This window comes from Streptomyces racemochromogenes, assembly GCF_044129415.1.
Classification (GTDB): Bacteria; Actinomycetota; Actinomycetes; order Streptomycetales; family Streptomycetaceae; genus Streptomyces; species Streptomyces racemochromogenes_A.
On record NZ_JBBDHD010000043.1, the window covers coordinates 1 to 22619 of the forward strand.

Consider the following 22619-nt stretch of genomic DNA (forward strand, 5'->3'; position numbering starts at 1 on the left):
ATCGCCGGGAACAGCAGCTCACCGGACTGCATCATCTCGTACAGACGGTGCACACCCGTGGTCGTCTCCTCCGTCACGCCGCGGATCTCGGACGCGAGCTGGGTCCACTTCCGGGGGGACTCGGCGAGGGTGCGGTTGAGGAGGGTGAGGATGTGGCCGTACTCCTCGGAGTCCGCCGTGGACGGGTCCGGGGCCGCGCCGGCCTTCTCGAACTCGACGCCCTTGTGGACGAGGAGGGTGGCGTCACCACCGTCGTCGAGGATCATGTTCGGGCCGCCGGTGGGGGTGTTCGGCCAGGTCAGCGCCTGCTCCGTGCACCACCAGTACTCCTCCAGCGTCTCGCCCTTCCAGGCGAAGACCGGAACGCCCTGCGGGTTCTCGGGGGTGCCGTTCGGGCCGACGGCGATGGCGGCGGCCGCGTGGTCCTGGGTGGAGAAGATGTTGCAGGAGGCCCAGCGGACGTCGGCGCCGAGCGCGACCAGCGTCTCGATCAGGACGGCGGTCTGCACGGTCATGTGCAGCGAGCCGGTGATGCGGGCGCCGGCCAGCGGCTGCGCCTCGGCGTACTCCCGGCGGATCGACATCAGACCCGGCATCTCGTGCTCGGCCAGGGTGATCTCCTTGCGGCCGAAGGCGGCAAGGGAAAGGTCGGCGACCTTGAAGTCCATGGGTGCTGCTCCTCATGGGTCGAGAGGTGGGTACGGCTGAGCCGCGCACGGGCGGGCCGGTGCGCCGAGCACAGTCCGTCGCGGGGCCCTCTCTCCCCTCGGCCGGTCCCGAGGACCGCCCGACCGCCATCAGCAGCGACGCCTGACACTGATGACGAATCTACACCGATCGGCGCAGCGGGCCCCAGCCCGCACGGGGACGAGTCATGCGTCGTTTTCGGGTCGTCCGGTGGAAGGTTCGGGGCCTTTCGGACTTTTGATCCACTCCTCGTGGGGTGGAGCATGCCCTGCGCCGAGGGCCGGGAGCACGGCGCCGCCATGGGCACGGCCGCCGCCGCGATCCGGGTCACGCCCCCCTTGCGGGCAGTGTCCGAATCGGTATCTACGGAGTGCCCGGACCAGGGCCCCGGCGGCGTTCGCGGCGCCGACGTCGACCTACGATGCAAGGCAGGTACATCGGAAGGGACGAAATGACACACAGGCCAGGACGCGGGCGCGGGATCGCGGCGATCGTCCTGCTGGTGCTCGGAGCGGTCATCCTCGCAGGGGTGACGGTGGCGAAGGCCGTGAACCCTCCGTCGCCCTATTCGGAGGGCGAGGCGGCCGGCTGGCAGATGGCGCCGACCTACACCGCCGGGGAGAGCATCTACCTGGAGCCGGTGGCCGCGGGGCAGGTCCGCCGGGGGGACATCGTCCTCTCCCCCGTTCCGTGGTCCCTGCAGAAGACGCAGATGAACCGGGTCATCGCCGTGGGCGGTGACCGCATCCGGTACAAGCCGAGCAGCAAGACCGCCGGCCAGTACCGCCTGGTGCTCAACGGTGAGCCGCTGGACGAGCCGTACCTGGAACAGTGGAAGAACCCGTCGGCCGTGGCCTTCGACGTGACGGTGCCCGAGGGGTACCTGTTCCTGATGGGCGACAACCGGATGAACTCGGACGGCTCGCAGTACGCGAACAACGGGCCGGTTCCGGCGGACGGGGTCGTCGCCAAGGTGGTGACCTACCCGATGGCGGAGCTGGCCGTGTGGGGGCAGCTGGCCGGCGGGCTGCTGCTGGTGGCCGGTGCGGTGCTGGCGTTCCTGTCCCTGCGGGCCGGGCGGGCGGCGCGGTCCGCCGACGCCGCCGCGTCCGGGCCCGGGTCCGACCCCGCGTCCGCTTCCGGGTCCCCGTCCGCAGCGGCGCCCGTGGCGGCCGCGGCCGAACCGGGGGAGGCCGGGGAGGTTCCGGCGGCGCCCGGGGAGCGCGCGGACGTGCCCTCGTAGCGTCCCCTCCGTCAGGGCGAAGGCCCCCGCGGCTCGATGGGAGCAGCGGGGGCCTTCGTGTGTCGGGGCGCGGGCGGGCCCGCGGGACGGAGCGGGCCGCTCAGCGGCCGTCGGCCTTGGCGGCCTCGGGGTTGTAGATGTCCGGCTCCAGGTAGATCACGCGGGCGATCGGCACGGAGGCGCGGATCCGGGCCTCGGCGGCGTTGATGGCGTTGGCCACCTCGGTCGCGGTGTCGTCGTGCTGGACGGCGATCTTGGCGGCGACCAGCAGCTCCTCGGGGCCCAGGTGCAGGGTGCGCATGTGGATGACGCCGGTGACGGTGTCCCCGTCGACGAGCGCCGCCTTGATCTTCTCAACCTCCGCCGTGCCGGCGGACTCGCCCAGCAGCAGGGACTTGGTCTCCAGGGCCAGGACGACGGCGATGACGAGCAGCAGCGCGCCGATGCAGACGGTGCCGACGCCGTCCCAGACGCCGTTGCCGGTGATCAGGGCGAGGCCGACGCCGAACAGGGCGAGGACCAGGCCGACGAGCGCGCCGAAGTCCTCCAGCAGGACCACGGGGAGCTCGGGGGCCTTGGCGCTCCTGATGAACTGGGTCCAGGACTGGCTGCCGCGGGTCTCGTTCGACTCCTTGATCGCGGTGCGGAAGGAGAAGCCCTCCGCGACGATCGCGAAGACGAGCACGCCGACGGGCCAGTACCAGGCCTCGATGGGGTGCGGGTCGTGGATCTTCTCGTAGCCCTCGTAGATGGCGAAGAGGCCGCCGACCGTGAAGAGGACGATGGAGACGAGGAAGGCGTAGATGTAGCGTTCGCGCCCGTACCCGAAGGGGTGTTGCGGGGTCGCCTCGCGCTTGGCCTTCTTGCCGCCGAGGAGCAGCAGGCCCTGGTTCCCGGAGTCGGCGACCGAGTGGACGCTCTCCGCGAGCATCGACGAGGAGCCGCTGAAGAGGAATGCCACGAACTTGGCCACAGCGATGGCCAGGTTGGCGGCGAGTGCCGCCACGATCGCCTTGGTGCCGCCCGACGCGCTCATGGGTGCTGGGTGTCCTTTCCTGGCCACTGGCTACGGCCGCACATTGTTGCAGCTGCCCGTGCGGCCGAAGTCACGTCAGATGACGACCGTGGCGCGGAAAACCGTACCGGTTCCGGACAGTTCGACCTTTTCGCCCGCCGGGACGAATACCGACTCACCCGGGGCGAGGGTCAGTTCGCCGGCCTTCGGGGTGCCCGCGACGCAGAGCAGGATCTGCGGGGTGGTGTCCGGGAGGGTGCGGGGGGTGCCGCCGGGGGCCAGCACGAAGCGGGAGAGGCGGAATTCGTCGACGGGGGTCTCGTAGACCTCCTCGCCGTCGCCCTCCGGGCGCAGCAGGCCGGGGACGCTGGGCTCGAAGACGACGACCTTCAGCAGCTCGGGGACGTCGACGTGCTTGGGGGTGAGCCCGCAGCGCAGCACGTTGTCCGAGTTGGCCATCAACTCGACGCCGAGGCCGTCGAGGTAGGCGTGCGGGATGCCGGCACCGAGGAACATGGCCTCGCCGGGCTGGAGCCGGACGTGGTTGAGGAGCAGGGCGGCGATCACGCCCGGGTCGCCGGGGTAGTCGTGGACGAGGCCCGCGTACGGGGCGTACGGGCCGCCGAGGCGCTCGGCGGCGGCCGCGGTCTCGGCGACGGTGTGGGCCATCTCCGCGCGGTCGGCGGTGAGGACGGCGGTGAGGACCTCGCGCAGGGCCGCGTCCTCGGGGTGGGCGCGCAGCAGGTCGACGTACGGCTTGAGGGAGTCCACGCCGAGGCCTTCGAGGAGGTCCGCGGCCTCCAGCGGCGGGCGGAATCCGCACAGGCCGTCGAAGGGGGTGAGGGCGCAGACCAGTTCGGGCTTGTGGTTGGGGTCCTTGTAGTTGCGGTGGCCCGCGTCCACGGGGACGCCGCGGCGCTCCTCGTCCTCGAAGCCGGCCCTGGCCTGCGCGAGGTCGGGGTGGACCTGGAGGGAGAGGGGGGCGCCGGCGGCCAGGAGCTTCAGCAGGAACGGCAGGGAGGGGCCGAACTTGGCGACGGCGGCGGGTCCGAGCTCGCCCTCGGGGTCGGCGGCGATGACGGCCGACAGGGTGGTCTCGCCCGCTCCGCGGTCGAGGCGGGACGGGGCTCCGGGGTGGGCGCCCATCCACATCTCGGCCTGGGGCTCCCCGGTGGGCTCGACCCCCAGGAGGGCCGGGATCGCGGTGGTGGATCCCCACGCGTAGGGGCGGATCGTGTTCGTCAGGCGGTCCATCGTCGTCGTCTTCCTGGAGCTGGTGCGGTGCGGGCACGGATGCGTGCCTCAGCTGTGTCCCCGCGCCGCCAGCGCCAGGTAGGCGGTGGCGAAGTCGGTGACGGCGAGGAGTTCGGCGAGCTGTTCCAGCTCACCGCCCTCCTCCGGTTCGAGCTCGCTGACGGCGGTGTCGTGGCTGAGGGCGAGCTCGCGCGCGGCCGGTGCGGCGGTGAGTCCGCCGGTGGGCCGGTCGCGCAGCAGTACGACGCGGGCGCGCAGGGCCTGGGGCTCCTCGACGCGGTCGCGGAAGAAGTCGTCGGGGTCGGCTCCGGCGGCGAGGGCACCGGAGAGCAGGACGCCGTGCGCGGGCAGCGCCTCGGGGAGGTCGGCGGCCAGCGCGGGGCGGCCGGCGAGCTCGGCGAGGGTCGCGGCGAAGCGGCGGCCGGCCGGGCCGGCGCCGGTGCCCTCGCTCCAGATGAGGGGGAGGGAGTCGGCGAGCTCGGCGGCGAGCGTCTTGGTCGGGTTGGAGTACGTGGCGATGGCCGGCCCGCAGCGCTCGGCGGTGCGGTCGAGGCGGTCGGCGACGCGCTGGAGGGTGTCCGGGGCGGCCGCGATCAGCCCGACCTTGTCGAGGAGCAGCAGCAGCGGGGTGAGCAGGGCCCACAGCGCGCCGGGTCCGGCCGCGGCCGATTCGTCGTACTCCTGGTACGGGGCCTTGGCCATCGGGACGAGGAGTCCGTGCGCGCCGTCGACGCTCTCGGCGAGGGGGGAGCGCTCGGGGGCGACGGCGACGACTGTGCAGCCGCGCCGGTAGGCCTGCTCCGCGAGGACGCCGAGCCCGGGCTCGGTGCCGTCGGTGGTGGCGAGGAGCAGCAGGTCCACGGGGCCCGCCCAGCCGGGCAGGGTCCAGCGCAGCGCCCCGGCGGCGTGCGCGACGCCGGTGGGGTGCAGGCGGGTGACCGGGGCGGAGGCTCCGGCGAGGGCGCCGAGGAGGTCGGCGACGCCGGTGGCGGCGGTGCCGGGGCCGGCGATGAGCACGGCGCGGGGGCGCCCGTCGGGGCGCAGGTCCGCGAGGCCGGCCTCGGCGGCGTGCCGGGCGGCGGTGCGCACTCTGGCCCCGGCCTCGGCGGCGCCGCGGAGCAGGCCGCGGCGGTCGGCACGGGCGAGATCGTCCGGTGCGTCGAGGAGTGACTCGTCGAGCATGGGGGCCTCCGGCGGGGTTGACGGATCCAGGCTGGTCGAGCGGGGGTGCGGGGCGGATCAGGCCGGGCGGCGGGCCTCGTCGACGAGGAGGACCGGGATGCCGTCGCGGACCGGGTAGGCGAGGCCGCAGTCCTGGCCGGTGCAGACCAGCTCGGGGTTGGTCTCGTCCGCCGAGTCGTCCCGGAGCGGGGCGTGGCAGGCGGGGCAGGCGAGGATCTCCAGCAGGCCGGCTTCGAGCGGCATGGGGCGGTGTCCCTTCGGGGATGCGGATTGGGCGTGGTCAGCGTACCGCCGAGTCACCTGCGGTGCCGCGTGGCTCCGGCTGGGTGCGGGGGGCCGGGGGCGGGTGGGTGTGGTTCCGTTGCCGCGGGCCCTGCTTCCGGACCCCCGCGCCCCGGAGGCCGGCGGGGCTGATCGTGCCCCGCCGGCCATGGCTTACGCCCGGACCAGGGCGAGGACCTCGTCGCGGAGCTTGGCGAGGGTGGCCTCGTCGCGGGCCTCGACGTTGAGGCGCAGGAGGGGCTCGGTGTTCGAGGGGCGGAGGTTGAACCACCAGTCGGCGGCGGAGACGGTCAGGCCGTCCAGCTCGTCGAAGGTGACGCCCTCGCGGCCGGCATAGGCGGCCTTGACCTCGGCGGTGCGGGCGGCCTGGTCGGCGACGGTCGAGTTGATCTCTCCGGAGCCGGTGTAGCGGTCGTAGGAGGAGACGAGCTCGGAGAGCGCGCCGTCCTGGCCGCCGAGGGCCGCGAGGACGTGGAGCGCGGCGAGCATGCCGGTGTCCGCGTTCCAGAAGTCCTTGAAGTAGTAGTGCGCGGAGTGCTCGCCGCCGAAGATCGCGCCGGAGGCGGCCATCTCGGCCTTGATGAAGGAGTGGCCCACGCGGGTGCGGACGGGGGTGCCGCCGTTCTCGCGGACGACCTCCGGGACCGACCAGGAGGTGATCAGGTTGTGGATGATCGTGCCGGTGCCGCCGTTGCGGGCCAGCTCGCGGGCCGCGACCAGGGCGGTGATGGCGGACGGGGAGACGCCCTCGCCGCGCTCGTCGACGACGAAGCAGCGGTCGGCGTCGCCGTCGAAGGCGAGGCCGAGGTCGGCGCCCTCGGCCTTCACGCGCTCCTGGAGGTCGACGATGTTCTTCGGGTCGAGGGGGTTGGCCTCGTGGTTGGGGAAGGTGCCGTCCAGCTCGAAGTACATCGGGACGAGGTCGAGCGGGAGGCCCTCGAAGACGGTGGGGACGGTGTGGCCGCCCATGCCGTTGCCCGCGTCGACGACGACCTTCAGCGGGCGGATCGCGCTGAGGTCCACGAGCGACTTCAGGTGCTCGGCGTAACCGGCGAGGGTGTCCTGCTCGGTGATGGTGCCCGGGACGGTGCCGGCGGGGATCTCCGGGGCGCCCTCGTCGGTCCACTTCTCGGCGAGCTCGCGGATGGTGGCGAGGCCGGTGTCCTGGCCCACGGGGGCGGCGCCGGCGCGGCACAGCTTGATGCCGTTGTACTGGGCCGGGTTGTGGGAGGCCGTGAACATGGCGCCGGGCAGGTCCAGCTTGCCGGAGGCGTAGTACAGCTGGTCGGTCGAGCACAGCCCGATGAGGGTGACGTCGACGCCGCGGGCGGCCGCGCCGCGGGCGAAGGCCGCCGACAGGCCGGGCGAGGAGGGCCGCATGTCGTGGCCGACGACGATGGCGCTCGCACCGGTGACCGCGACGAAGGCCGCGCCGAACAGTTCGGCCAGCGGCTCGTCCCACTCGTCCGGCACGACGCCGCGTACGTCGTATGCCTTGACGATGTTCGAAAGATCTGCGGCCACTGCCTGCCCTCCTGAAGGTTCCGTGCGGTGCAGCAAACCTACCTTGTACGGAGAGTGGCTTTTCAGACGATCCGGGTGTCAGGAATCGGGCGAACGCAGGACGCGGAGGTGTCCACGCCGGGTCTCGCCGGGCGTCGGGGCGCCCCCGGTGGAGCCGCCGGCCTCGGCCGCGCGCTCGGGCGGACGGGCCGCCTCCCGGACGGCGTTGGCCAGGGCTTCGAGGTCGTCGCCGCTGCGGGCGGACGGCCCGGAGCCGTCCGACAGGCGGACGACCTCCCAGCCGCGCGGGGCGGTCAGGCGCTCGGAGTGCTCGGCGCACAGGTCATAGCAGTGGGGTTCGGCGTAGGTGGCGAGCGGGCCGAGAACTGCGGTCGAGTCGGCGTAGACGTACGTCAGTGTGGCGACGGCAGGGCGGCCGCACGCGGTGCGCGAACAGCGACGTACAAGGCTCACGACGTTGGACGGTACCGCACTCTTGACCGGGCCGCGACGACTCACCCCCGGCCGCTCCCCCGTGTCGTGTCCCGCGGGCGGTGACGAAGGGGGGCAGCGAGTCCGGAATGGTGCGCGATCTTGCCCGGATCGTTCGGGCGGCGACACCGGCGCGACACCAGGTCGTGACCGGATCGAGGCCGTGGCGCGTCCTCGCGCGGGAGCTACCCTGCCGGGGTGACGGACAGTTCGCTTCCTCCTCGCCCCGCTCCCGACGCCGCGCCCCGGGAGCCCAGACTCCGGCGGCGCGACCGGCACGGCCGCGGGATGCGCGGGCCGCTGGCCCCGCCGCAGGTGCCGCTGTCGGCGAGCCGGGCGGAGCTGTTCGGCGACCTCGTACGGGATTCCGTGGAGCGGCTGGAGCGGCGCTGGCCGCAGCTGGACGAGGTGGAGTTCGTGGTCGCGGACGTGCCCGGGCCGCCGGGCGGCCCGGACGGCGGCTGGAACGACGAGGCGGTGCCGCTGGGCGGGCTGGTGGAGGCCCACGACGGGCGGCCGGCCCGGATCGTGGTGTTCCGGCGGCCGGTGGAGATCCGGGTGAAGACGCGCGACGAGCGGGCGCTGCTGGTGCACGAGATCGTCGTGGAGCAGGTGGCGGAGCTGCTGGGGCTCTCACCGGAGACGGTGGACCCCCGGTACGGGCAGGACTGAGTCCGCCGTCCAGGGGTCCCGGGCCGGCCGGGTTCCTCAGCGGAGCAGGACCGACGGGTCCTCGACGGCCTGGGGGACGGAGACCCGCGAGCGGTCGTCCGCGAAGGCCTGGACGGTGAACATCGGGATCCCGTCCTGCGGCAGGGTCAGGGTGCGGGCCGCGTGGACCGGGCCGCCGGAGAGCGTCTCGACGGTCAGCGCGTACGGGCCCTTGCCGCCGGAGGGGGCCGGCGTCGGGGTCAGGACGCGGGTGGTGCCCGCCTTGAGGGTGAGCTCCTGGACGGCCGGCTGGCCGCCCTCGGTGCCCGCGGAGGCGGTGACGCGGACCTTGGCGTCGGCGCCGGAGGCGGTGAGGGTCACGGTGGTGGCCTTGTCGTCGGCCCGGTTGTCGGCGACGGTGGCGCGCTCCCCGACCGGCGGGCTCGCCGGGATGAAGGCCACCTCCTGCTTGGCGCCGGTGCCGCGGACCACCCGCAGCGCCGCCACCACCGGTACGGGCTTCTTCGGGTCGGCGGGGGCCAGGAGCAGGGAGCCGGCCTCGCCGCGGGTGACGTCGGCCAGGTCGACCGAGGCCGTCATCCCCGCCTTGACGTGCAGCCGCTCCTTGCCGGCCGGGCTGATGGAACCGTTCTGGCCGGACAGCTTCACGGTCAGGTCCGCGTCGTCCTCGCCGGGTGCGAAGGCGACCAGCCGCACGGAGGCGGCGTCGGCCGGGATGCCCGGCAGGACCAGGGAGCCGGCCGGGCCCGCCGAGGCCGGCAGCCAGTCGGATCCGACGCCGTCCTCGGTGATCTGCGTGGAGGCGCCGACCCGGCCGGAGCCGGTCGTCACGTGCGCGGTGACGTCCGGGAGCTGGGCGTCGGCGGCCAGCTGGGCCAGCCACACCTTGGTGGTGGAGTGGGGTTCGACCGTGATGACGGGGTCGGCGGTGCCCGGCTTGGGCTTGAGCAGGCCGTCGGGTCCGTAGAGCTTGACGGTGACCTCGGCGACGGTGTCGTCGGGGTTGGTGAGGTGGACGTAGTCCTGCCGCCCCTTGGCGGTGCTGACGCCGGGGAACCAGAAGTCGGTCCCGGGCGCGGTGCAGGCGAGCCCGAGCAGGCCGCGGCCCTGCCCGACCGCGACCTTGGTGGTCTGCTGGGCGGTCCAGCCGGGGGCCAGGGCGCCCTGGGCGGAGCCCGTCAGCGCGGGCGCCTCGGCGCCGGAGGCGGTGGCCGCGACCGGCTTTCCGGGTTCCCGGGGCTCCAGGACGGCCTTGCCCTCCTTGGTGGCCAGCCGGGCCGTGCCCCGGGCGGCGGCCTTGCCGGGGGTGGCGGGGCTGAGGGAGGTGTAGGTGGTGTCGGCGATGTCCGAGGAGCTGGGGGCCGGGCAGACCAGGACGGACCGCTCCACCGGCATCCGGGCGGCGGCCGCCCGCTGGGCGCCGGCCGCCGGGGCCGCGGGGGCGGGGGCGGTGAGGAAGGCCAGCCCGCAGCCGGCGGCGAGGGCCGCGGTCACGGCGGCGAGCGTCAGGGGGGCGCGCTGCTTCACGGCTGGTGGCTCCCGTCCGGACGCGGGTGGTGCTGTCCGTAGGCGTCGTACTGCTGGGGTTCGTACTCGTACGGGTAGGGCGGCTGCTGTCCCTGCTGCTGGTGCGGGAAGGGCGGCTGCTGCGGGGGCTGGGCGTAGGTCCCGCCGTACTCGCCGTACTCCGGGTACTGCGGGTGCCGGTACTGCGGCGGCGCGTCGTACTGCTGCCCGTGGCCGGCCTCGTACGGGGGTTCGTGGAGGTAGGGCTCCTGGTAGGCGTACGACTCCTCGCCGTACACCTGCTGCGCCGGGATCTGCGCGTACGGGTCGACGAGGGCCTCCGCCGGGGCCGGCTCGGGCTCCGCGGCGGGCTGCGCGCCGCGGCGGCGGGCGCGGCGGCCCTGGCCCGGCTCGCCCGCGGCGGGATCGGGCCCCGTCTCCTCGGGCAGGTCGTCGTCGAGGCGGGCGCGGCGGCCCGGCAGGGCCATCACCAGCAGCACCAGGGCGAGCAGGCCCTGCGCCCAGTGCCAGGCGTCGCGGGCGGCGGAGTCCTGGTGGACGAGGTCGAGCCGGCCGCCGCCCCGGGGCAGCTCGAAGCCCTGCGCCCAGCCGTCGAGGGTGACGGGGGCGAGGGGCTTGCCGTCGAGGGTGGCCTTCCAGCCCGGGTCGGCGCGGTCGGCGAGGCGCAGGGTGCGGCCCTCCTCACCGGCCGGGACCTTGGCGTGGGCCTCGACGGGTCCGGCGTCGACGGCGATGGGGGCCTGGCCCTGCCTGGCGGGGACGATCGCGACGCGGGCGGGCAGGCGCTGGACCTCCCAGACGGCGGTGCCGTCGTCCTGGTGGTGCTGCTTGAGGCCGGGGGTGCCGTCGAGGACCTGCCGCAGGGCGGTGGGCCCGCCGGGCGGGATCATCACGTACCGCACGGCGAAGGCGCCGAGCTGCTCGGACTGGTCGGCGCCGGAGCCGGAGACCAGGCTGGAGACGGCCTGGGTGAGACGGCGCTGGGGGCCGGCGTCGGCGAGGACCTCGGCGTCGCCGAGGCGGACGCCGCCGCCGCGGACCAGGGTGTAGGAGACGGTGGCGGGCGAGTCGCCGCCGAGGACGAGGGTGCGGGTGCGGTTGCTGTCGTCGGACTGGGCGGCGACGAACGCCGGGACCTGGACGGGGTCGCGCCGCCGGATCGGCCCGTCGGCGCCGGCGGCCGTCCAGACGGCGGCGGCGAGCAGCGGTCCGGCGGCCGCGACGAGGGCGATCAGGGCGGCCAGCGGCTGGCGCCAGCCGAAGCTGCGGGCGGCGACGCGCTCCTTGGCGCCGTCGGCGCCGACGACGGCGGCGGCGGTCAGCGCGAGCCCGTAGAGGAGGGTGCCGGGGCCGGCCCAGCCGGTGCGGTTGAGCAGGACGGCGAGGAGCAGTCCGGCCAGGGCCGCGGTCCAGGCGGTGGCGAGGGCCTGGCGGCGGTCGGCGCGGAGCAGGGCGGCGAGGGCGGCGAGCAGGGTGCCGGCCAGGAGGAACCCGCTGCCGGTGCCGGGGCCGCCGGGGTCGGCGGTGAGCAGGCCGAGGGGGGTGGCGGAGCCGCCGCCGTAGGGGAGTCCGGCCTCGCGCAGGAGGCGGGCGGGGTGGGTGAGCAGGCCCAGCGACCAGGGCGCGAGGACGAGGACGGGTACGGCGAGGGTGGCGAGCAGTCTCGGGGCGTACGTCTTCCAGCGGGCGCGGCGCGCCAGGAGCGCGGCGGCGCCGAGGACGGCGGCGAGCGGCCAGGCGACGGGGGTGAAGGCGGTGGCCAGGGCCAGCAGGAGGGTGTACGTCCACACCGCGCGCCAGGTGCCGGGGGTGTCGCGGTCGGCGAGGCCGAAGGCGGTGACGGCCGAGCGGGCCAGGAGGGGCAGGAGGATCGCGAGGACGGCGGTGCCCAGGCGGCCCCCGGCGAGGGCGCCGGTGACGGCGGGGAGGAAGGCGTAGGCGACGGCGGCCCAGGCGCGCAGCAGCCGGGACTCGGCCAGCGGCCGGGAGGCGAAGTAGGCGGTGAGGCCGGCGAGCGGGACGGAGCAGACGAGCAGGAGGGTGAGCGCGGCCTTGGTGGAGCCGAACAGCAGGGCGGAGAGCGCGCCGAGGACGGCGAGGTAGGGGGGTGCTCCGGCGGTGGTGCCGGTGCCGGCGGGCTGCCAGTCGGTGGTGTACCGGTGCCACAGGTCCAGGGCGCTCGCGGGGGCGGGGAGCAGGGCGCCGCCCATGAGGCTGCCGCCGCCGATCAGGGCGCGGCAGGCGGCGAGGGAGACGAGCAGGAGCAGGGCGAACAGGACGGGGGCGGGCTTGCGGGCGATCCGCCTGAGCCGGGCGAACTGCTCGATCTCCAGGTAGTCGGCGTCGTCGCCGCCGGGCCCGGATTCGACGGCGCCGCCGTGCCGGCCGGTGGGGGCGGGGTCGGTGCCCTGGCCGGAGCCGAGGTAGCCGGCGAGCTGTTCGGCGCTCGCGCGCAGGGTGGCGCCGGGTGGAGGGAAGAGCGGGCGCAGTTCGGCCGCGGGTACGGCGGTGCGGCGGCGGGCCTTGCGGGCGGCGAGGATCCGGCCGGGGCGCAGGAGGGTGGCGAGGAGGCCGGTGAACTCGGCGGCGGCCTGGCCGGGGGCCTTGCCGACGAGGTAGCCGAGGGTGCGCAGGAGGGTGCCGAGGACCAGGCGCAGGAAGACGTACGGCAGGGCGCGGCCGGGGGTGTTGGCCAGCAGGGTGTGGACGGCGCCGGCCTTGTCGACGCGGTGGGGGTCGACGGAGGAGCGGCCGGCGCAGTCGACGGTGCGGCGTTCGCGGGCGGCGGCCTCGGCGTGGCGCAGGACGGCGTCGGGGGCGACGAGGACGGTGTGGCCGGCGCTGTGGGCGCGCCAGCACAGGTCGACGTCGTCGCGCATGAGGGGCAGGCGGCGGTCGAAGCCGCCGAGGGCGTCGTACACGTCGCGGCGCACGAGCATGCCGGCGGTGGAGACGGCGAGGACGGGGCGGACCTGGTCGTGCTGGCCCTGGTCCTGTTCGCGGCGGTCGAGGCCGGTCCAGCGGCGGCCGCTGCGGGCGATGGTGACGCCGGCTTCGAGGAGCTGCTTGGCGTCGTACCAGCCGCGGAGCTTGGGGCCGATGACGGCGGCTTCGGGGTTCTGGTCGGCGACGCGCAGGAGTTCGGTGAGGGCGTCGGGTTCGGGGGCGCTGTCGTCGTGGAGGAGCCAGAGCCACTGGACGGGTTCGCCGTGGGGGAGGTCGGGGAGGTCGTAGGCGTCGTCGCGCCAGGTGCGGCTGACGGGGTCCCAGCCGCTGGGGCGCTTGAGGTAGGGGAGGTCCTCGGGGGTGAGGGTGCCGGCGGCGCGGGCGGCCTCGTCGACGGCGGCGCCGAATCCGGTGCGGCGGGCGAGGTGCAGGACGCGGTCGTCGCCGAGGGCCTCGGCGAGGAGGCGGGCGGATTCGTCGGCGCTGCCGGTGTCGGCGGCGACGTGGGCCTGCGCGGGGCGCTCCTGGGCGAGGAGTCCGGCGAGGGTCCGGGGCAGCCAGCGGGCTCCGTCGTGGGCGACGAGGACGGCGGTGACGACGTGCCGGGGGAACTCGGGGATGGCGGCCGCCTGGTGGGAGACCGGCGAGTTGCTGTGCGGGGACATCGCGCTACGGGCCCTCCGGCCTGGGGATCCGGGGGTGATGTGCCCTCGGAGGCTGCTGGACAGCGCCCCACACTAACGGCTGGGAAGGGGCGGGTCCGCCTCCTGCCGAGAAGGCCCTGAACGCGACGGTCCGCCTCCTGCGGGGAAGGTGCGGGAGGCGGACCGTTCACTCGGTCTGCTGTGGCGTGCGGCGCTCCGGGGAGCGCGGTTGACCGGGGGGTCTTCGTCCGGTCTTCGTAAGGCCTTCGGGCGGTTCCGGGCGGTTTCCGCCGGGTCAGACCGCTGCCTTCTTCAGGCGGCGGCGCTCTCTTTCGGACAGGCCGCCCCAGATGCCGAATCGCTCGTCGTTGGCGAGGGCGTACTCAAGGCATTCGGAGCGGACCTCGCAGGCGAGGCAGACCTTCTTGGCTTCGCGGGTGGAGCCGCCCTTCTCGGGAAAGAAGGATTCGGGGTCGGTCTGGGCGCACAGAGCGCGCTCCTGCCATCCGAGCTCCTCGTCCGCCTCCTCGACCAGCAGTTCCTGAAACAGCTCGGTCATGTGCGCCCCTCGCTCTGTCTGTGCGTCCCCGTGGTGTTGCCGTTACCGATCGCCAGGTAACGACACGAGTGAAATTACAAGTGCGTGGCTTCTGCCCAGTCAAGCCGAGATCTGCTATTGGGCGCCTTATTCACTCTGCGGAACCAAGCCTATACAGAAAGTGTTCATATCGCCAAAAATCGTGACAGAAGCCACGGGCCTCCCGGCGAGCGACGCCCTCTTCCTGGGCGACGCGTCACTCCGTGGAGGGGTTGCAATCCAGCCGAAGATGCGGCGCGGATCACATTCCGGTCACGACTTGGCGTCGACAGGTTTGAGAACGGCTCCCACCGGGGTGCGTGCAGCGGCACATGCCCCGGGTCCGATTGCACAAACCTTTCTCCGCGGACAGCAACCGGATGAGGTGAAACTTTCCTCTCAATCCGGACATTGGGTTGACAGTCAGGCCCTCGGCCCGGTCTCCTTGTCTTCATGTCAGCGCCCGCAGCCACCACCCGGACCCCCATTCGTGGGTTCCTGTGCGCTGCCCAGGTTCGCTGTTGCTGTTGCAGCTGTTGATGCCCTCGGAGCCCCCGGCTCCCCCGAGCTCCGGCCGACCCCCCACAGCAACCGCCCCGCACGACTGACATACGTCGAGGACACCCCCCACGATGAACAGCGCCCCCGCTTCCACCGTCGCCGCCCCCGCCGTCACCGCGCCCGCCGCCCCCGTCGAGAGCGACCTGCAGATCGCCGGCGACATCCTCGCCGTCCAGCACCTCCTCCAGCCCGCCCGCGAACATCCGGCCACCGTCGCCGAGTTCGCCGGCCTCGCCCGCTCCATCGCCGAGGACCGCGCGAGCTGGGAGCACCTGGTCCGGTACGACGCCACCACCCGCTGGTACCACCGCCTGCGCACCGGCCCCGGCTACGAGGTCTGGCTGCTCAGCTGGGTCCCCGGCCAGGGCAGCGGTCTCCACGACCACGGCGCCTCCTCCGGCGTCCTGACCGTCCTCGACGGCGAGCTCACCGAGCACACCCCCCGGGGGCGCCTCACCCACCGCGCCGGCGCCCAGCGCGTCTTCGCCCCCGGGTACGCCCACGAGGTCGTCAACGACACCCTCGACGGAGCGGTCAGCCTGCACGTCTACTTCCCCGGCCTGACCGAGATGCCGATGCACGGCTGCTCCCCGGCCCGGCAGGACCACGTCCCCGCCTGACGGTCCCCCCGTCGCCCGGCCACCACCCCCCAGGCGGCAGCCTGCGGCTGACAGACTGTCCGCATGCGCATTGTTGTTCTGGCCGGCGGTATCGGCGGCGCCCGTTTCCTCCGCGGACTGCTGTCGGCGGTCCCCGACGCGGAGATCACCGTCATCGGCAACACCGGTGACGACATTCACCTGTTCGGGCTGAAGGTGTGCCCCGACCTGGACACCGTGATGTACACCCTCGGCGGGGGCATCAACGAGGACCAGGGCTGGGGCCGCACCGACGAGTCCTTCACCGTCAAGGAAGAACTCGCGGCGTACGGGGTCGGACCCTCCTGGTTCGGCCTCGGCGACCGCGACTTCGCCACCCACATCGTCCGCACCCAGATGATCGACGCCGGGTACCCGCTCAGCGCCGTCACCGAGGCCCTCTGCGACCGCTGGCAGCCCGGCGTCCGCCTGCTGCCCATGTCCGACGACCGGGTCGAGACGCACGTCGCCGTCAACGACCCCGAGACCGGCGAACGCCGCGTCATCCACTTCCAGGAGTACTGGGTCAAGCTCCGCGCCTCCCTGGACGCCGAGGCCGTCGTCCCCGTCGGCGCCGAGCAGGCCAAGCCCGCGCCCGGCGTCCTGGAGGCCATCGCGGCCGCCGACGTCATCCTCTTCCCGCCGTCCAACCCGGTCGTCTCCATCGGCACCATCCTCGCCGTCCCCGGCATCCGCGAGGCCGTGGCCGAGGCCGCCGCCCCGGTCGTCGGCCTCTCCCCCATCGTCGGCGGATCACCCGTACGCGGCATGGCCGACAAGGTCCTCGCGGCGGTCGGCGTCGAATCCACGGCCTCCGCCGTCGCCCTGCACTACGGCTCCGGACTCCTCGACGGCTGGCTCGTGGACACCTCCGACGCCGACGCCGTCGAGACGGTCACCGCCGCCGGCATCGCCTGCCGGGCCGTGCCGCTGATGATGACCGGCACGGACGCCACCGCCGCCATGGCCCGCGCCGCACTGGAACTCGCCGAGCAGGCCCGGTGAACAGCCCCTCCTACGAGGTGCGCGCCCTGCCGGGGATCCCCGAGGTCCGGCCCGGCGACGACCTCGCCCGGCTGATCGCCGACGCCGCGCCCGGCCTGCGCGACGGCGACGTCCTGCTGGTCACCTCGAAGATCGTCTCGAAGGCCGAGGGGCGGATCGTACGGGCCGACTCCCGCGAGGAGGCCATCGACGCCGAGACCGTACGGGTCGTCGCCCGCCGGGGCGCGCTGCGCATCGTCGAGAACCGGCAGGGCCTGGTCATGGCGGCGGCCGGCGTCGACGCCTCCAACACCGAGCCGGGCACCGTCCTGCTGCTGCCCGAGGACCCCGACGCCTCGGCGGCCGCCCTCCGCGACGGGCTGCGGACCCTGCTCTCCGTCGACGTGGGCGTGGTGATCACCGACACCTTCGGCCGGCCCTGGCGCGCCGGACTGACCGACGTCGCCATCGGCGCGGCCGGGGTGCGGGTCCTGGACGACCTGCGCGGCGGCACCGACGCCCGGGGCAACCCGCTGAGCGCGACGATAGTGGCGACGGCCGACGAACTCGCCGCGGCCGGCGACCTGGTCAAGGGCAAGGCGGCCGGGCTGCCGGTGGCGGTCGTCCGCGGCCTCGGACACGTGGTGGGCGGCACCTCCTCGGCCCGCGACCTGGTCCGGAACCCGGCCGACGACATGTTCCGGCTGGGCACGTCCGAGGCGGTGCGCGAAGCCGTCACGCAGCGGCGCACCGTACGGGCCTTCACCGACGAGCCGGTCGACCCCGGCGCGGTACGGCGAGCGGTCGCGGCGGCCCTGACCGCCCCGGCCCCGCACCACACCACGCCGTGGCGGTTCGTCCTGCTGGAGTCGGCCGGCGCCCGGCTGGAGCTGCTGGACGCCATGCGGGACGCCTGGATCGCGGACCTGCGGCGCGACGGCAAGTCCGAGGAGTCCATCGCGAAACGGGTGCGGCGCGGCGACGTCCTGCGGGGCGCCCCCTGCCTGGTGGTGCCGTGCATGGTGATGGACGGCGCCCACGCCTACGGACACGCGCGGCGGGACGCGGCCGAGCGGGAGATGTTCGTCGTCGCGACGGGCGCCGGCGTGCAGAACTTCCTGGTCGCGCTGGCCGGGGAACGGCTGGGCTCGGCCTGGGTGTCCTCGACGATGTTCTGCCGGGACGTGGTGCGCAAGGTGCTGGCGCTGCCGGAGGGGTGGGACCCCATGGGCGCCGTCGCGGTGGGCCACCCGGCCGGGCCTCCGGCGGAGCGGGGGGCCCGGCCGGTGGAGGACTTCATCGAGGTGCGCTAGGGCCTGTCGTCCCGGTGCTCAGATGCGGCCGATGTCGCTGCGGTACATCCGGGGGGCGCGGCGGGGCGGGGTGTGGCCCGCCAGGAGGATGAGGCGGGCCGCGCGGTGGCGCTGGCCCGCGTACGGGGAGAGGAGCTCCAGCATCTCGGCGTCGTCGACGTCGCGGTTGCCCGTGAGGGCGTAGCCGATGATGCGGGGCAGGTGCAGGTCGCCGGTGGTGACGGCGTCCGGCGCGCCGTTGCTGCGCTGGAGGGTCTCGGCGGAGGTCCACGGGCCGATCCCGGGCACCGCCTCCAGCCGGGCGGCCGCCTGCGGCAGCTCCATCGTGGCGGCCTCCTCCAGCCGGGCGGCCACCCGGGCGGCCCGCACGATGGTGTCGGAGCGCTTGATGTCCACCCCGGCGCGGTGCCAGTCCCAGGAGGGGATCAGCGCCCAGGCCCGGGCGGAGGGCATCACGTACAGCTCGGGCCGGCCGGCCGGCCCCGGGGCCGGCTCGCCGTGCCGGACGACCAGGCGGCGCCAGGCGCGGTAGGCCTCGTCCGAGGTGACCTTCTGCTCCAGGACGGTCGGGATCAGCGACTCCAGGACCAGCCCGGTGCGGGTGAGGCGCAGGCCGGGGCGGCGGCGGTGGCTGGAGTGCACGAGGCGGTGGCGGGGCACGAAGGCGGCGGGGTCGTCTTCGGCGCCGAGCAGCACGGGCAGCCCGTCGAGCACCCAGTCGGCCCCGGGCCCCCACGCCTCCGCCTCCACCCCGTCCGCGGTGAGCGAGACCCGGAGGGTGGCGGGGCCGGCCGGCGTCCGGGTGCCCCGCCACACGGAGCCGTCGGGGGTGGTGCGGAAGGTCGGGTCGCCGGGACCCCGGCGGAGGGGACCGAGCACGAGCCCGAGGTCGAGCGGCCCGCCCGGCGTCCACGCCCGCCGCTTGGCCCCGCCCCCGGCGACCGCCCCCCGCCCCGCGGGCACGGGCGTCCGCCCGGCCCGGAGGTCGGTACGGGTGAGGGGGTCGAATCGGCCGGCCATCCTTCGAGGGTAGCGGCGGGGGCTGACAGCGGAGCCGGCCCGCGACGGCCGCCGCACGCCCGGGGGCGGGGAGCGCGGGGCGGTGCGACGCGGGCGGCGGCCCCCGTCACCTCCCCTGGAGCTTCGCCGATGCCGTTCGCGTCGGAGGGAGCTGGTTGTAGAGGAGGCGGCCCGGGCATTCCGTGGCGAAGCCGTCGCGGTGGCCCGAGATGACGTTCAGCTTGACGTTGGTGCCCTTCTTGTACAGGTTGCCGCCGCCCGACCTCAGGGTGGTCTTGGCCCGGGGGTCCGCTCCGAAGAGGCCGAGCTTCCAGGCCGTGAGGCGGGCCACCGCGTCCACCGCCGCCTTCGGCGGGGCCGTGGACGAGTAGGTGCCGATCACCGCCACGCCCATGCTGTCGGCGTTGAAGCCCATGGTGTGCGCGCCGAGCACCGGCTTGGCGACCCCGCCCGCCCGGCCCTCGTAGACCGTCCCGCACCGGTCGACGGCGAAGTTGTAGCCGAAGTCCCGCCAGCCCTCGCTGACCACGTGGTAGCGGTAGAGGCTGCGCAGCACCGCCGGGGCGTCCGCGCAGGCGTAGTTGTTGCCGGAGGCCGTGTGGTGGACGAAGGCCGCCTTGACCGTGCTCGTGTAGACGAAGCCCGGTTCGCGCAGGGACTCGTCCGCGCCCCAGCCGCGCCGGGTGACGATCCGCGGGCGCGGGCCGATGTAGGGGCGGGCCGCGGCGGTGAGTCGGCCGTCGCCGGCGAGGACGGCGTCGGCGGTCGAGTCGGCCTTGTCGAGGGCGCTGATCGCCAGCGCGCCGAGCGGGGCGTGCGGGAGGTTGGCCGAGGAGGATTCCGACGCCTCCATGGACATCGCGGGGAGGGTGGCGGCGACGTCGCCCTTGTCGTCGTCCGGGGGGAGGTGGGACGGCGGTGAGATCGCGCCGTTCTTGCCGTCGGCGGCGGACGGGGGCTGCGCCGCGCCCGGGTCGACGAGTTCGATGCGCAGGCCCGCGGGGAGGCGGCCCGGGCGGGCGGCGGCGCGGCGGCCGGTGGCGGTGTTCTCCGCCTGGACGCGGACCTCGACGCCGTCGGACGGGCCGACCCACAGCGGGGCGGTGGCGCCGCGGAGCCGGCCGGTGCCGCGTTCCACGGCGCCGGGGTCGGCGGCGTGTTCGCCGTTGTGGGTGTCCACGTCCTGCCAGGCGGACCAGGTGCCGGTGGCCACGGAGCGGGTACGGACCTGGACCCGGCCGCCGAGTTCGGCGGTGGCGTCGTCCCAGACGACCCCGACCAGGGAGAACGTCGTGACGTCGCGCGGGGTCAGGCCACGGGTCTCGGCCCCCGGGCCCGGTGAGGTGCTCATGCCGGGTACGCCGGGGATCCGGGCGGCGGCGGACGGGCCGAGGGGGACGAGGGGCAGTGACTGGGTGGACCCCGGGGTGACGGGGGCCGCCTCGGCCAGGGCCGGAGTGGAGAGCGCGAGCGGCACCGCCAGGGCGGCGGCCGTCACGACACCGATCGAGGAAGCAAGGAATCCGCGCATGGAAGCGATGCTGGGCACAGCCGCCACGAAGCGCCATCGGAGAACTGACGGACCGTCCGACGGCGCGCCGGGCGCGGCTCCCCTGGACGGAGGAGCCGCCGCCCCCCGTACGAGGGAGGGCGCCGCGTACGCTGGGGCGGGTGAACGCCACTGACCGCACCCCTGCCGACCTGCTGCGATCCGCGCTCGCCGCCGATCCGGGCCGCCCGCTCGTCACCTTCTACGACGACGCCACGGGCGAGCGCGTCGAATTGTCCGTCGCCACCTTCGCCAATTGGGTGGCCAAGACCGCCAACCTGCTCCAGGGCGACCTGGGCGCCGAGCCGGGCGACCGGCTGGCGCTGCTGCTGCCCGCGCACTGGCAGAGCGCCGTGTGGCTGCTCGCCTGCGCCTCCGTCGGGGTGGTCGTGGAGGTCGGCGGGGACCCCGCCGACGCCGATCTGGTGGTGAGCGGGCCCGACACGCTGGAGGAGGCGCGGGCCTGTACCGGCGAGCGGGTCGCGTTGGCGCTGCGTCCGCTGGGCGGGCGGTTCCCGCAGCCGCCTGCCGGGTTCGCGGACTACGCGGTGGAGGTGCCGGGGCAGGGCGACCGGTTCGCTCCGTTCGTCCCGGTGGACGCGGACGGGCCGGGGCTGGTGGTCGGCGGCGAGGAGCTGTCGTACGCGGCGCTGGTGGAGCGGGCCCGCGAGGACGCGGGGAAGCGGGGGCTGGGTGAGGGCGCCCGGGTGCTGTCGGGACTGGGCTTCGACACCTGGGAGGGGCTGTCGGCGGGCCTGTACGCGCCGCTGGCCGCGGGCGGCTCGGTGGTGCTGTGCCGGAACCCGGACCGGCTGGCACCGGAGGCGCTGGCCCAGCGGGTGGAGAGCGAGCGCGTCACCCACACCGTCTAGCCGGCCGGCCGGTGCGGCCCGGTCCCGGCCATTTGTCACCCGCATGGGTCTAGACAGACCCCCGCCCCCGGGCCGCCCGCCGCGCGCGGGGCGAGTATCGCTGCAGGCCGTGCTCACCCGCACGGCCCGCTGCCGGTGCGGTGGAGCCGCGGCCGGCGAGGCGAGGGGACGGTGCGCGAGTGAAGGACGGCGCGGGCATACCGAACGGCGACTCCGGCGCGGAGGCGCGGGCCGCCGCGGGCGCGGGCGCGGGAACGCCCCCGCGCGGCCGCCGGCGGCGGCTGCTGCGCTGGATCGGGCTCGTGGCCGTCCTGCTGGTCCTCGCGGGGGCGGCGGCGGGCTGGTGGCTGTACGCCAAGCTCGACGGGAACATCACCGAGGACACCTCGGCCGCGGCCGAGCTGCGCCGCTACGAGCGCGAGCGCCCGTCGCACTTCGCGTCGGGCGCCCAGAACATCCTGCTGATCGGCTCGGACTCGCGCTCCGGCTCGGGCAACGCGGGCTACGGGCAGGACGGCGGCACCCAGCGGTCGGACACCACGATCCTGCTGCACCTGCCGGCGGACCGGCGCAGCGCGACGGCGGTGTCGATCCCCCGGGACCTGATGACGGAGGTGCCCGAGTGCCTGGGGGCGGACGGCTCCCGCACCGGGGACCGGTTCGCGCAGTTCAACTGGGCCTTCCAGTGGGGCGGGGCCGCCTGCACGATCCGCACGGTCGAGAAGATGACCGGCATCCGCGTCGACCACCACATGGTGGTGGACTTCGGCGGGTTCAAGAAGATGGTCGAGGCCGTCGGCGGTGTGGAGGTCTGCCTGAGGCGGCCGGTGGACGACGTCGAGGCGCACCTGCGGCTGCCGGCGGGCCGGCAGGTGCTGCACGGGGAGCAGGCGCTCGGTTTCGTCCGGGCCCGCTACAGCCTGGGCAACGGCAGTGACACCGAACGGATGGAGCGCCAGCAGCAGTTCCTGGGCTCGCTGTGGGAGAAGGTGAGCAGCAACGGGGTGCTGTTGAATCCGGCGAGGCTGTATCCGCTGCTGGACGCGGCGACCTCCTCGGTGACCACCGACCCGGGGCTGGCCTCGTTGCGGGGACTGTACGAACTCGTACGGGGCGTACGGGACATACCGGCCGACCAGGTCAAGTTCCTGACCGTGCCCCGTCGACCGTACGCGGCGGATCCGAACCGGGACGAGCTGGTGGAGCCGGACGCGGCCCGGCTCTTCGAACGGCTCCGGGCGGACCGGCCGGTGACGGTGACCACGCCCACGGTGTCGCCGAGCCCGGATCCGGAGCCCGCGGTTACACCCCGCGAAGGTTCCGGGGAGGGGGACGCCGAGGCCTCCGGGGACGGCTCCGGCGCGGGTACGGGCGGGCCGTCGCCGACGGGAAGCGGAACCTCCGCGACACCCACACCGGCCCCCACCTTCACCGGAACGACAGCGGGCACGGCCGACTGCCGGTAAAGCAATCCAAAAGCCGCCCGCCCAACCGAGCCGGATGAGCGCTTTGGCCCGTTATAGGGGGAGTGGATTTTGTCACCAGCATGGTTTGCGGCTGACCTGGCCGGATAAGGTGAGCGATCCGGTGCACCGGCTGTGAAGAGGCCGTGCACCAGCAGCCGGATCGTTGACCGCGCGCCTGGGGGGAGGCGCGTC

General features: G+C 74.6%; 19 protein-coding genes. 7 read left to right on the top strand and 12 right to left on the bottom strand.

Annotation, left to right across the window (positions count from 1 at the left end; genetic code table 11):
• Positions 1-668 (bottom strand): adenosylhomocysteinase (locus tag WDV06_RS18065; protein ID WP_395510783.1); only part of this gene is annotated, 668 nt, incomplete at its 3' end.
• Positions 669-1138: 470 nt separating this feature from the next.
• On the opposite strand from WDV06_RS18065, the gene lepB reads away from it, so the two are divergent.
• Complete coding sequence (gene lepB / locus WDV06_RS18070; protein WP_395510784.1) at positions 1139-1930, top strand: signal peptidase I; 792 nt, start codon at positions 1139-1141, stop codon at positions 1928-1930.
• 100 nt (positions 1931-2030) lie between these two features.
• Here the strand turns inward: lepB and WDV06_RS18075 are convergent, their stop codons facing one another.
• From WDV06_RS18075 to WDV06_RS18100, 6 genes are all read right to left on the bottom strand, one after another.
• Positions 2031-2966, bottom strand: a complete 936-nt coding sequence (locus WDV06_RS18075; protein WP_395510785.1) for a cation diffusion facilitator family transporter — start codon at positions 2964-2966, stop codon at positions 2031-2033.
• A gap of 75 nt (positions 2967-3041) precedes the next feature.
• Positions 3042-4199, bottom strand: coding sequence for a mannose-6-phosphate isomerase, class I (gene manA / locus WDV06_RS18080; RefSeq protein WP_395510786.1), 1158 nt, complete (start codon positions 4197-4199; stop codon positions 3042-3044).
• A 48-nt stretch (positions 4200-4247) separates the two neighbouring features.
• The gene (locus WDV06_RS18085; RefSeq protein WP_395510787.1) at positions 4248-5381 is read right to left on the bottom strand and encodes an SIS domain-containing protein; all 1134 of its coding nucleotides are present in this window, start codon (positions 5379-5381) and stop codon (positions 4248-4250) included.
• 57 nt (positions 5382-5438) lie between these two features.
• On the bottom strand, positions 5439-5624 hold the full coding sequence (locus tag WDV06_RS18090; protein ID WP_395510788.1) for a Trm112 family protein: 186 nt from the start codon (positions 5622-5624) through the stop codon (positions 5439-5441).
• Between the two features lie 192 nt (positions 5625-5816).
• Entirely contained in the window at positions 5817-7187 is a 1371-nt protein-coding gene (locus tag WDV06_RS18095) for a phosphomannomutase/phosphoglucomutase (RefSeq protein ID WP_395510789.1), read from the bottom strand.
• Between the two features lie 78 nt (positions 7188-7265).
• Positions 7266-7685: a DUF3499 domain-containing protein gene (locus tag WDV06_RS18100; RefSeq protein WP_395510790.1), complete on the bottom strand. Its 420-nt coding sequence runs from the start codon at positions 7683-7685 to the stop codon at positions 7266-7268.
• A gap of 171 nt (positions 7686-7856) precedes the next feature.
• Between WDV06_RS18100 and WDV06_RS18105 the strand changes: the two genes are divergently transcribed.
• Complete coding sequence (locus tag WDV06_RS18105; protein ID WP_395510791.1) at positions 7857-8330, top strand: metallopeptidase family protein; 474 nt, start codon at positions 7857-7859, stop codon at positions 8328-8330.
• A gap of 36 nt (positions 8331-8366) precedes the next feature.
• Here the strand turns inward: WDV06_RS18105 and WDV06_RS18110 are convergent, their stop codons facing one another.
• From WDV06_RS18110 to WDV06_RS18120, 3 genes are all read right to left on the bottom strand, one after another.
• The gene (locus WDV06_RS18110; protein ID WP_395510792.1) at positions 8367-9857 is read right to left on the bottom strand and encodes a DUF5719 family protein; all 1491 of its coding nucleotides are present in this window, start codon (positions 9855-9857) and stop codon (positions 8367-8369) included.
• Positions 9854-13468 (bottom strand): glycosyltransferase family 2 protein, encoded by a 3615-nt coding sequence (locus WDV06_RS18115; protein WP_395510793.1) that lies wholly within the window; start codon positions 13466-13468, stop codon positions 9854-9856. Before WDV06_RS18115 ends, WDV06_RS18110 begins: the two co-directional genes overlap by 4 nt.
• A gap of 274 nt (positions 13469-13742) precedes the next feature.
• Positions 13743-14006: a WhiB family transcriptional regulator gene (locus WDV06_RS18120; protein WP_003983763.1), complete on the bottom strand. Its 264-nt coding sequence runs from the start codon at positions 14004-14006 to the stop codon at positions 13743-13745.
• A gap of 650 nt (positions 14007-14656) precedes the next feature.
• On the opposite strand from WDV06_RS18120, the gene WDV06_RS18125 reads away from it, so the two are divergent.
• The 3 genes from WDV06_RS18125 (at position 14657) to WDV06_RS18135 (ending at position 17520) form a co-directional block, all read left to right on the top strand.
• The gene (locus WDV06_RS18125) at positions 14657-15205 is read left to right on the top strand and encodes a cysteine dioxygenase (RefSeq protein WP_395510794.1); all 549 of its coding nucleotides are present in this window, start codon (positions 14657-14659) and stop codon (positions 15203-15205) included.
• Positions 15206-15268: 63 nt separating this feature from the next.
• Positions 15269-16228 (top strand): 2-phospho-L-lactate transferase, encoded by a 960-nt coding sequence (cofD, locus tag WDV06_RS18130; protein WP_395510795.1) that lies wholly within the window; start codon positions 15269-15271, stop codon positions 16226-16228.
• Positions 16225-17520, top strand: coding sequence for a coenzyme F420-0:L-glutamate ligase (locus WDV06_RS18135; protein ID WP_395510796.1), 1296 nt, complete (start codon positions 16225-16227; stop codon positions 17518-17520). The genes cofD and WDV06_RS18135 overlap by 4 nt, the downstream gene beginning before the upstream one ends.
• 18 nt (positions 17521-17538) lie before the next feature.
• Here the strand turns inward: WDV06_RS18135 and WDV06_RS18140 are convergent, their stop codons facing one another.
• Both WDV06_RS18140 and WDV06_RS18145 read right to left on the bottom strand, forming a co-directional pair.
• Complete coding sequence (locus tag WDV06_RS18140; protein ID WP_395510797.1) at positions 17539-18540, bottom strand: DNA-3-methyladenine glycosylase family protein; 1002 nt, start codon at positions 18538-18540, stop codon at positions 17539-17541.
• A gap of 106 nt (positions 18541-18646) precedes the next feature.
• Positions 18647-20071, bottom strand: a complete 1425-nt coding sequence (locus WDV06_RS18145) for a peptidoglycan recognition protein family protein (protein WP_395510798.1) — start codon at positions 20069-20071, stop codon at positions 18647-18649.
• Positions 20072-20211: 140 nt separating this feature from the next.
• Between WDV06_RS18145 and WDV06_RS18150 the strand changes: the two genes are divergently transcribed.
• Complete coding sequence (locus WDV06_RS18150) at positions 20212-20961, top strand: TIGR03089 family protein (RefSeq protein ID WP_395510799.1); 750 nt, start codon at positions 20212-20214, stop codon at positions 20959-20961.
• 179 nt (positions 20962-21140) lie between these two features.
• On the top strand, positions 21141-22427 hold the full coding sequence (locus WDV06_RS18155) for an LCP family protein (RefSeq protein WP_395510800.1): 1287 nt from the start codon (positions 21141-21143) through the stop codon (positions 22425-22427).
• The last annotated feature ends 192 nt before the right edge of the window (positions 22428-22619 follow it).

Bases quoted from the DNA above. Each gene is read 5' to 3' on its own strand.
- lepB (WP_395510784.1), top strand. From the start codon at position 1,139: ATGACACACAGGCCAGGACGCGGGCGCGGGATCGCGGCGATCGTCCTG.
- WDV06_RS18075 (WP_395510785.1), bottom strand. From the start codon at position 2,966: ATGAGCGCGTCGGGCGGCACCAAGGCGATCGTGGCGGCACTCGCCGCC.
- manA (WP_395510786.1), bottom strand. From the start codon at position 4,199: ATGGACCGCCTGACGAACACGATCCGCCCCTACGCGTGGGGATCCACC.
- WDV06_RS18085 (WP_395510787.1), bottom strand. From the start codon at position 5,381: ATGCTCGACGAGTCACTCCTCGACGCACCGGACGATCTCGCCCGTGCC.
- WDV06_RS18090 (WP_395510788.1), bottom strand. From the start codon at position 5,624: ATGCCGCTCGAAGCCGGCCTGCTGGAGATCCTCGCCTGCCCCGCCTGC.
- WDV06_RS18115 (WP_395510793.1), bottom strand. From the start codon at position 13,468: ATGTCCCCGCACAGCAACTCGCCGGTCTCCCACCAGGCGGCCGCCATC.
- WDV06_RS18120 (WP_003983763.1), bottom strand. From the start codon at position 14,006: ATGACCGAGCTGTTTCAGGAACTGCTGGTCGAGGAGGCGGACGAGGAG.
- WDV06_RS18125 (WP_395510794.1), top strand. From the start codon at position 14,657: ATGAACAGCGCCCCCGCTTCCACCGTCGCCGCCCCCGCCGTCACCGCG.
- cofD (WP_395510795.1), top strand. From the start codon at position 15,269: ATGCGCATTGTTGTTCTGGCCGGCGGTATCGGCGGCGCCCGTTTCCTC.
- WDV06_RS18140 (WP_395510797.1), bottom strand. From the start codon at position 18,540: ATGGCCGGCCGATTCGACCCCCTCACCCGTACCGACCTCCGGGCCGGG.
- WDV06_RS18145 (WP_395510798.1), bottom strand. From the start codon at position 20,071: ATGCGCGGATTCCTTGCTTCCTCGATCGGTGTCGTGACGGCCGCCGCC.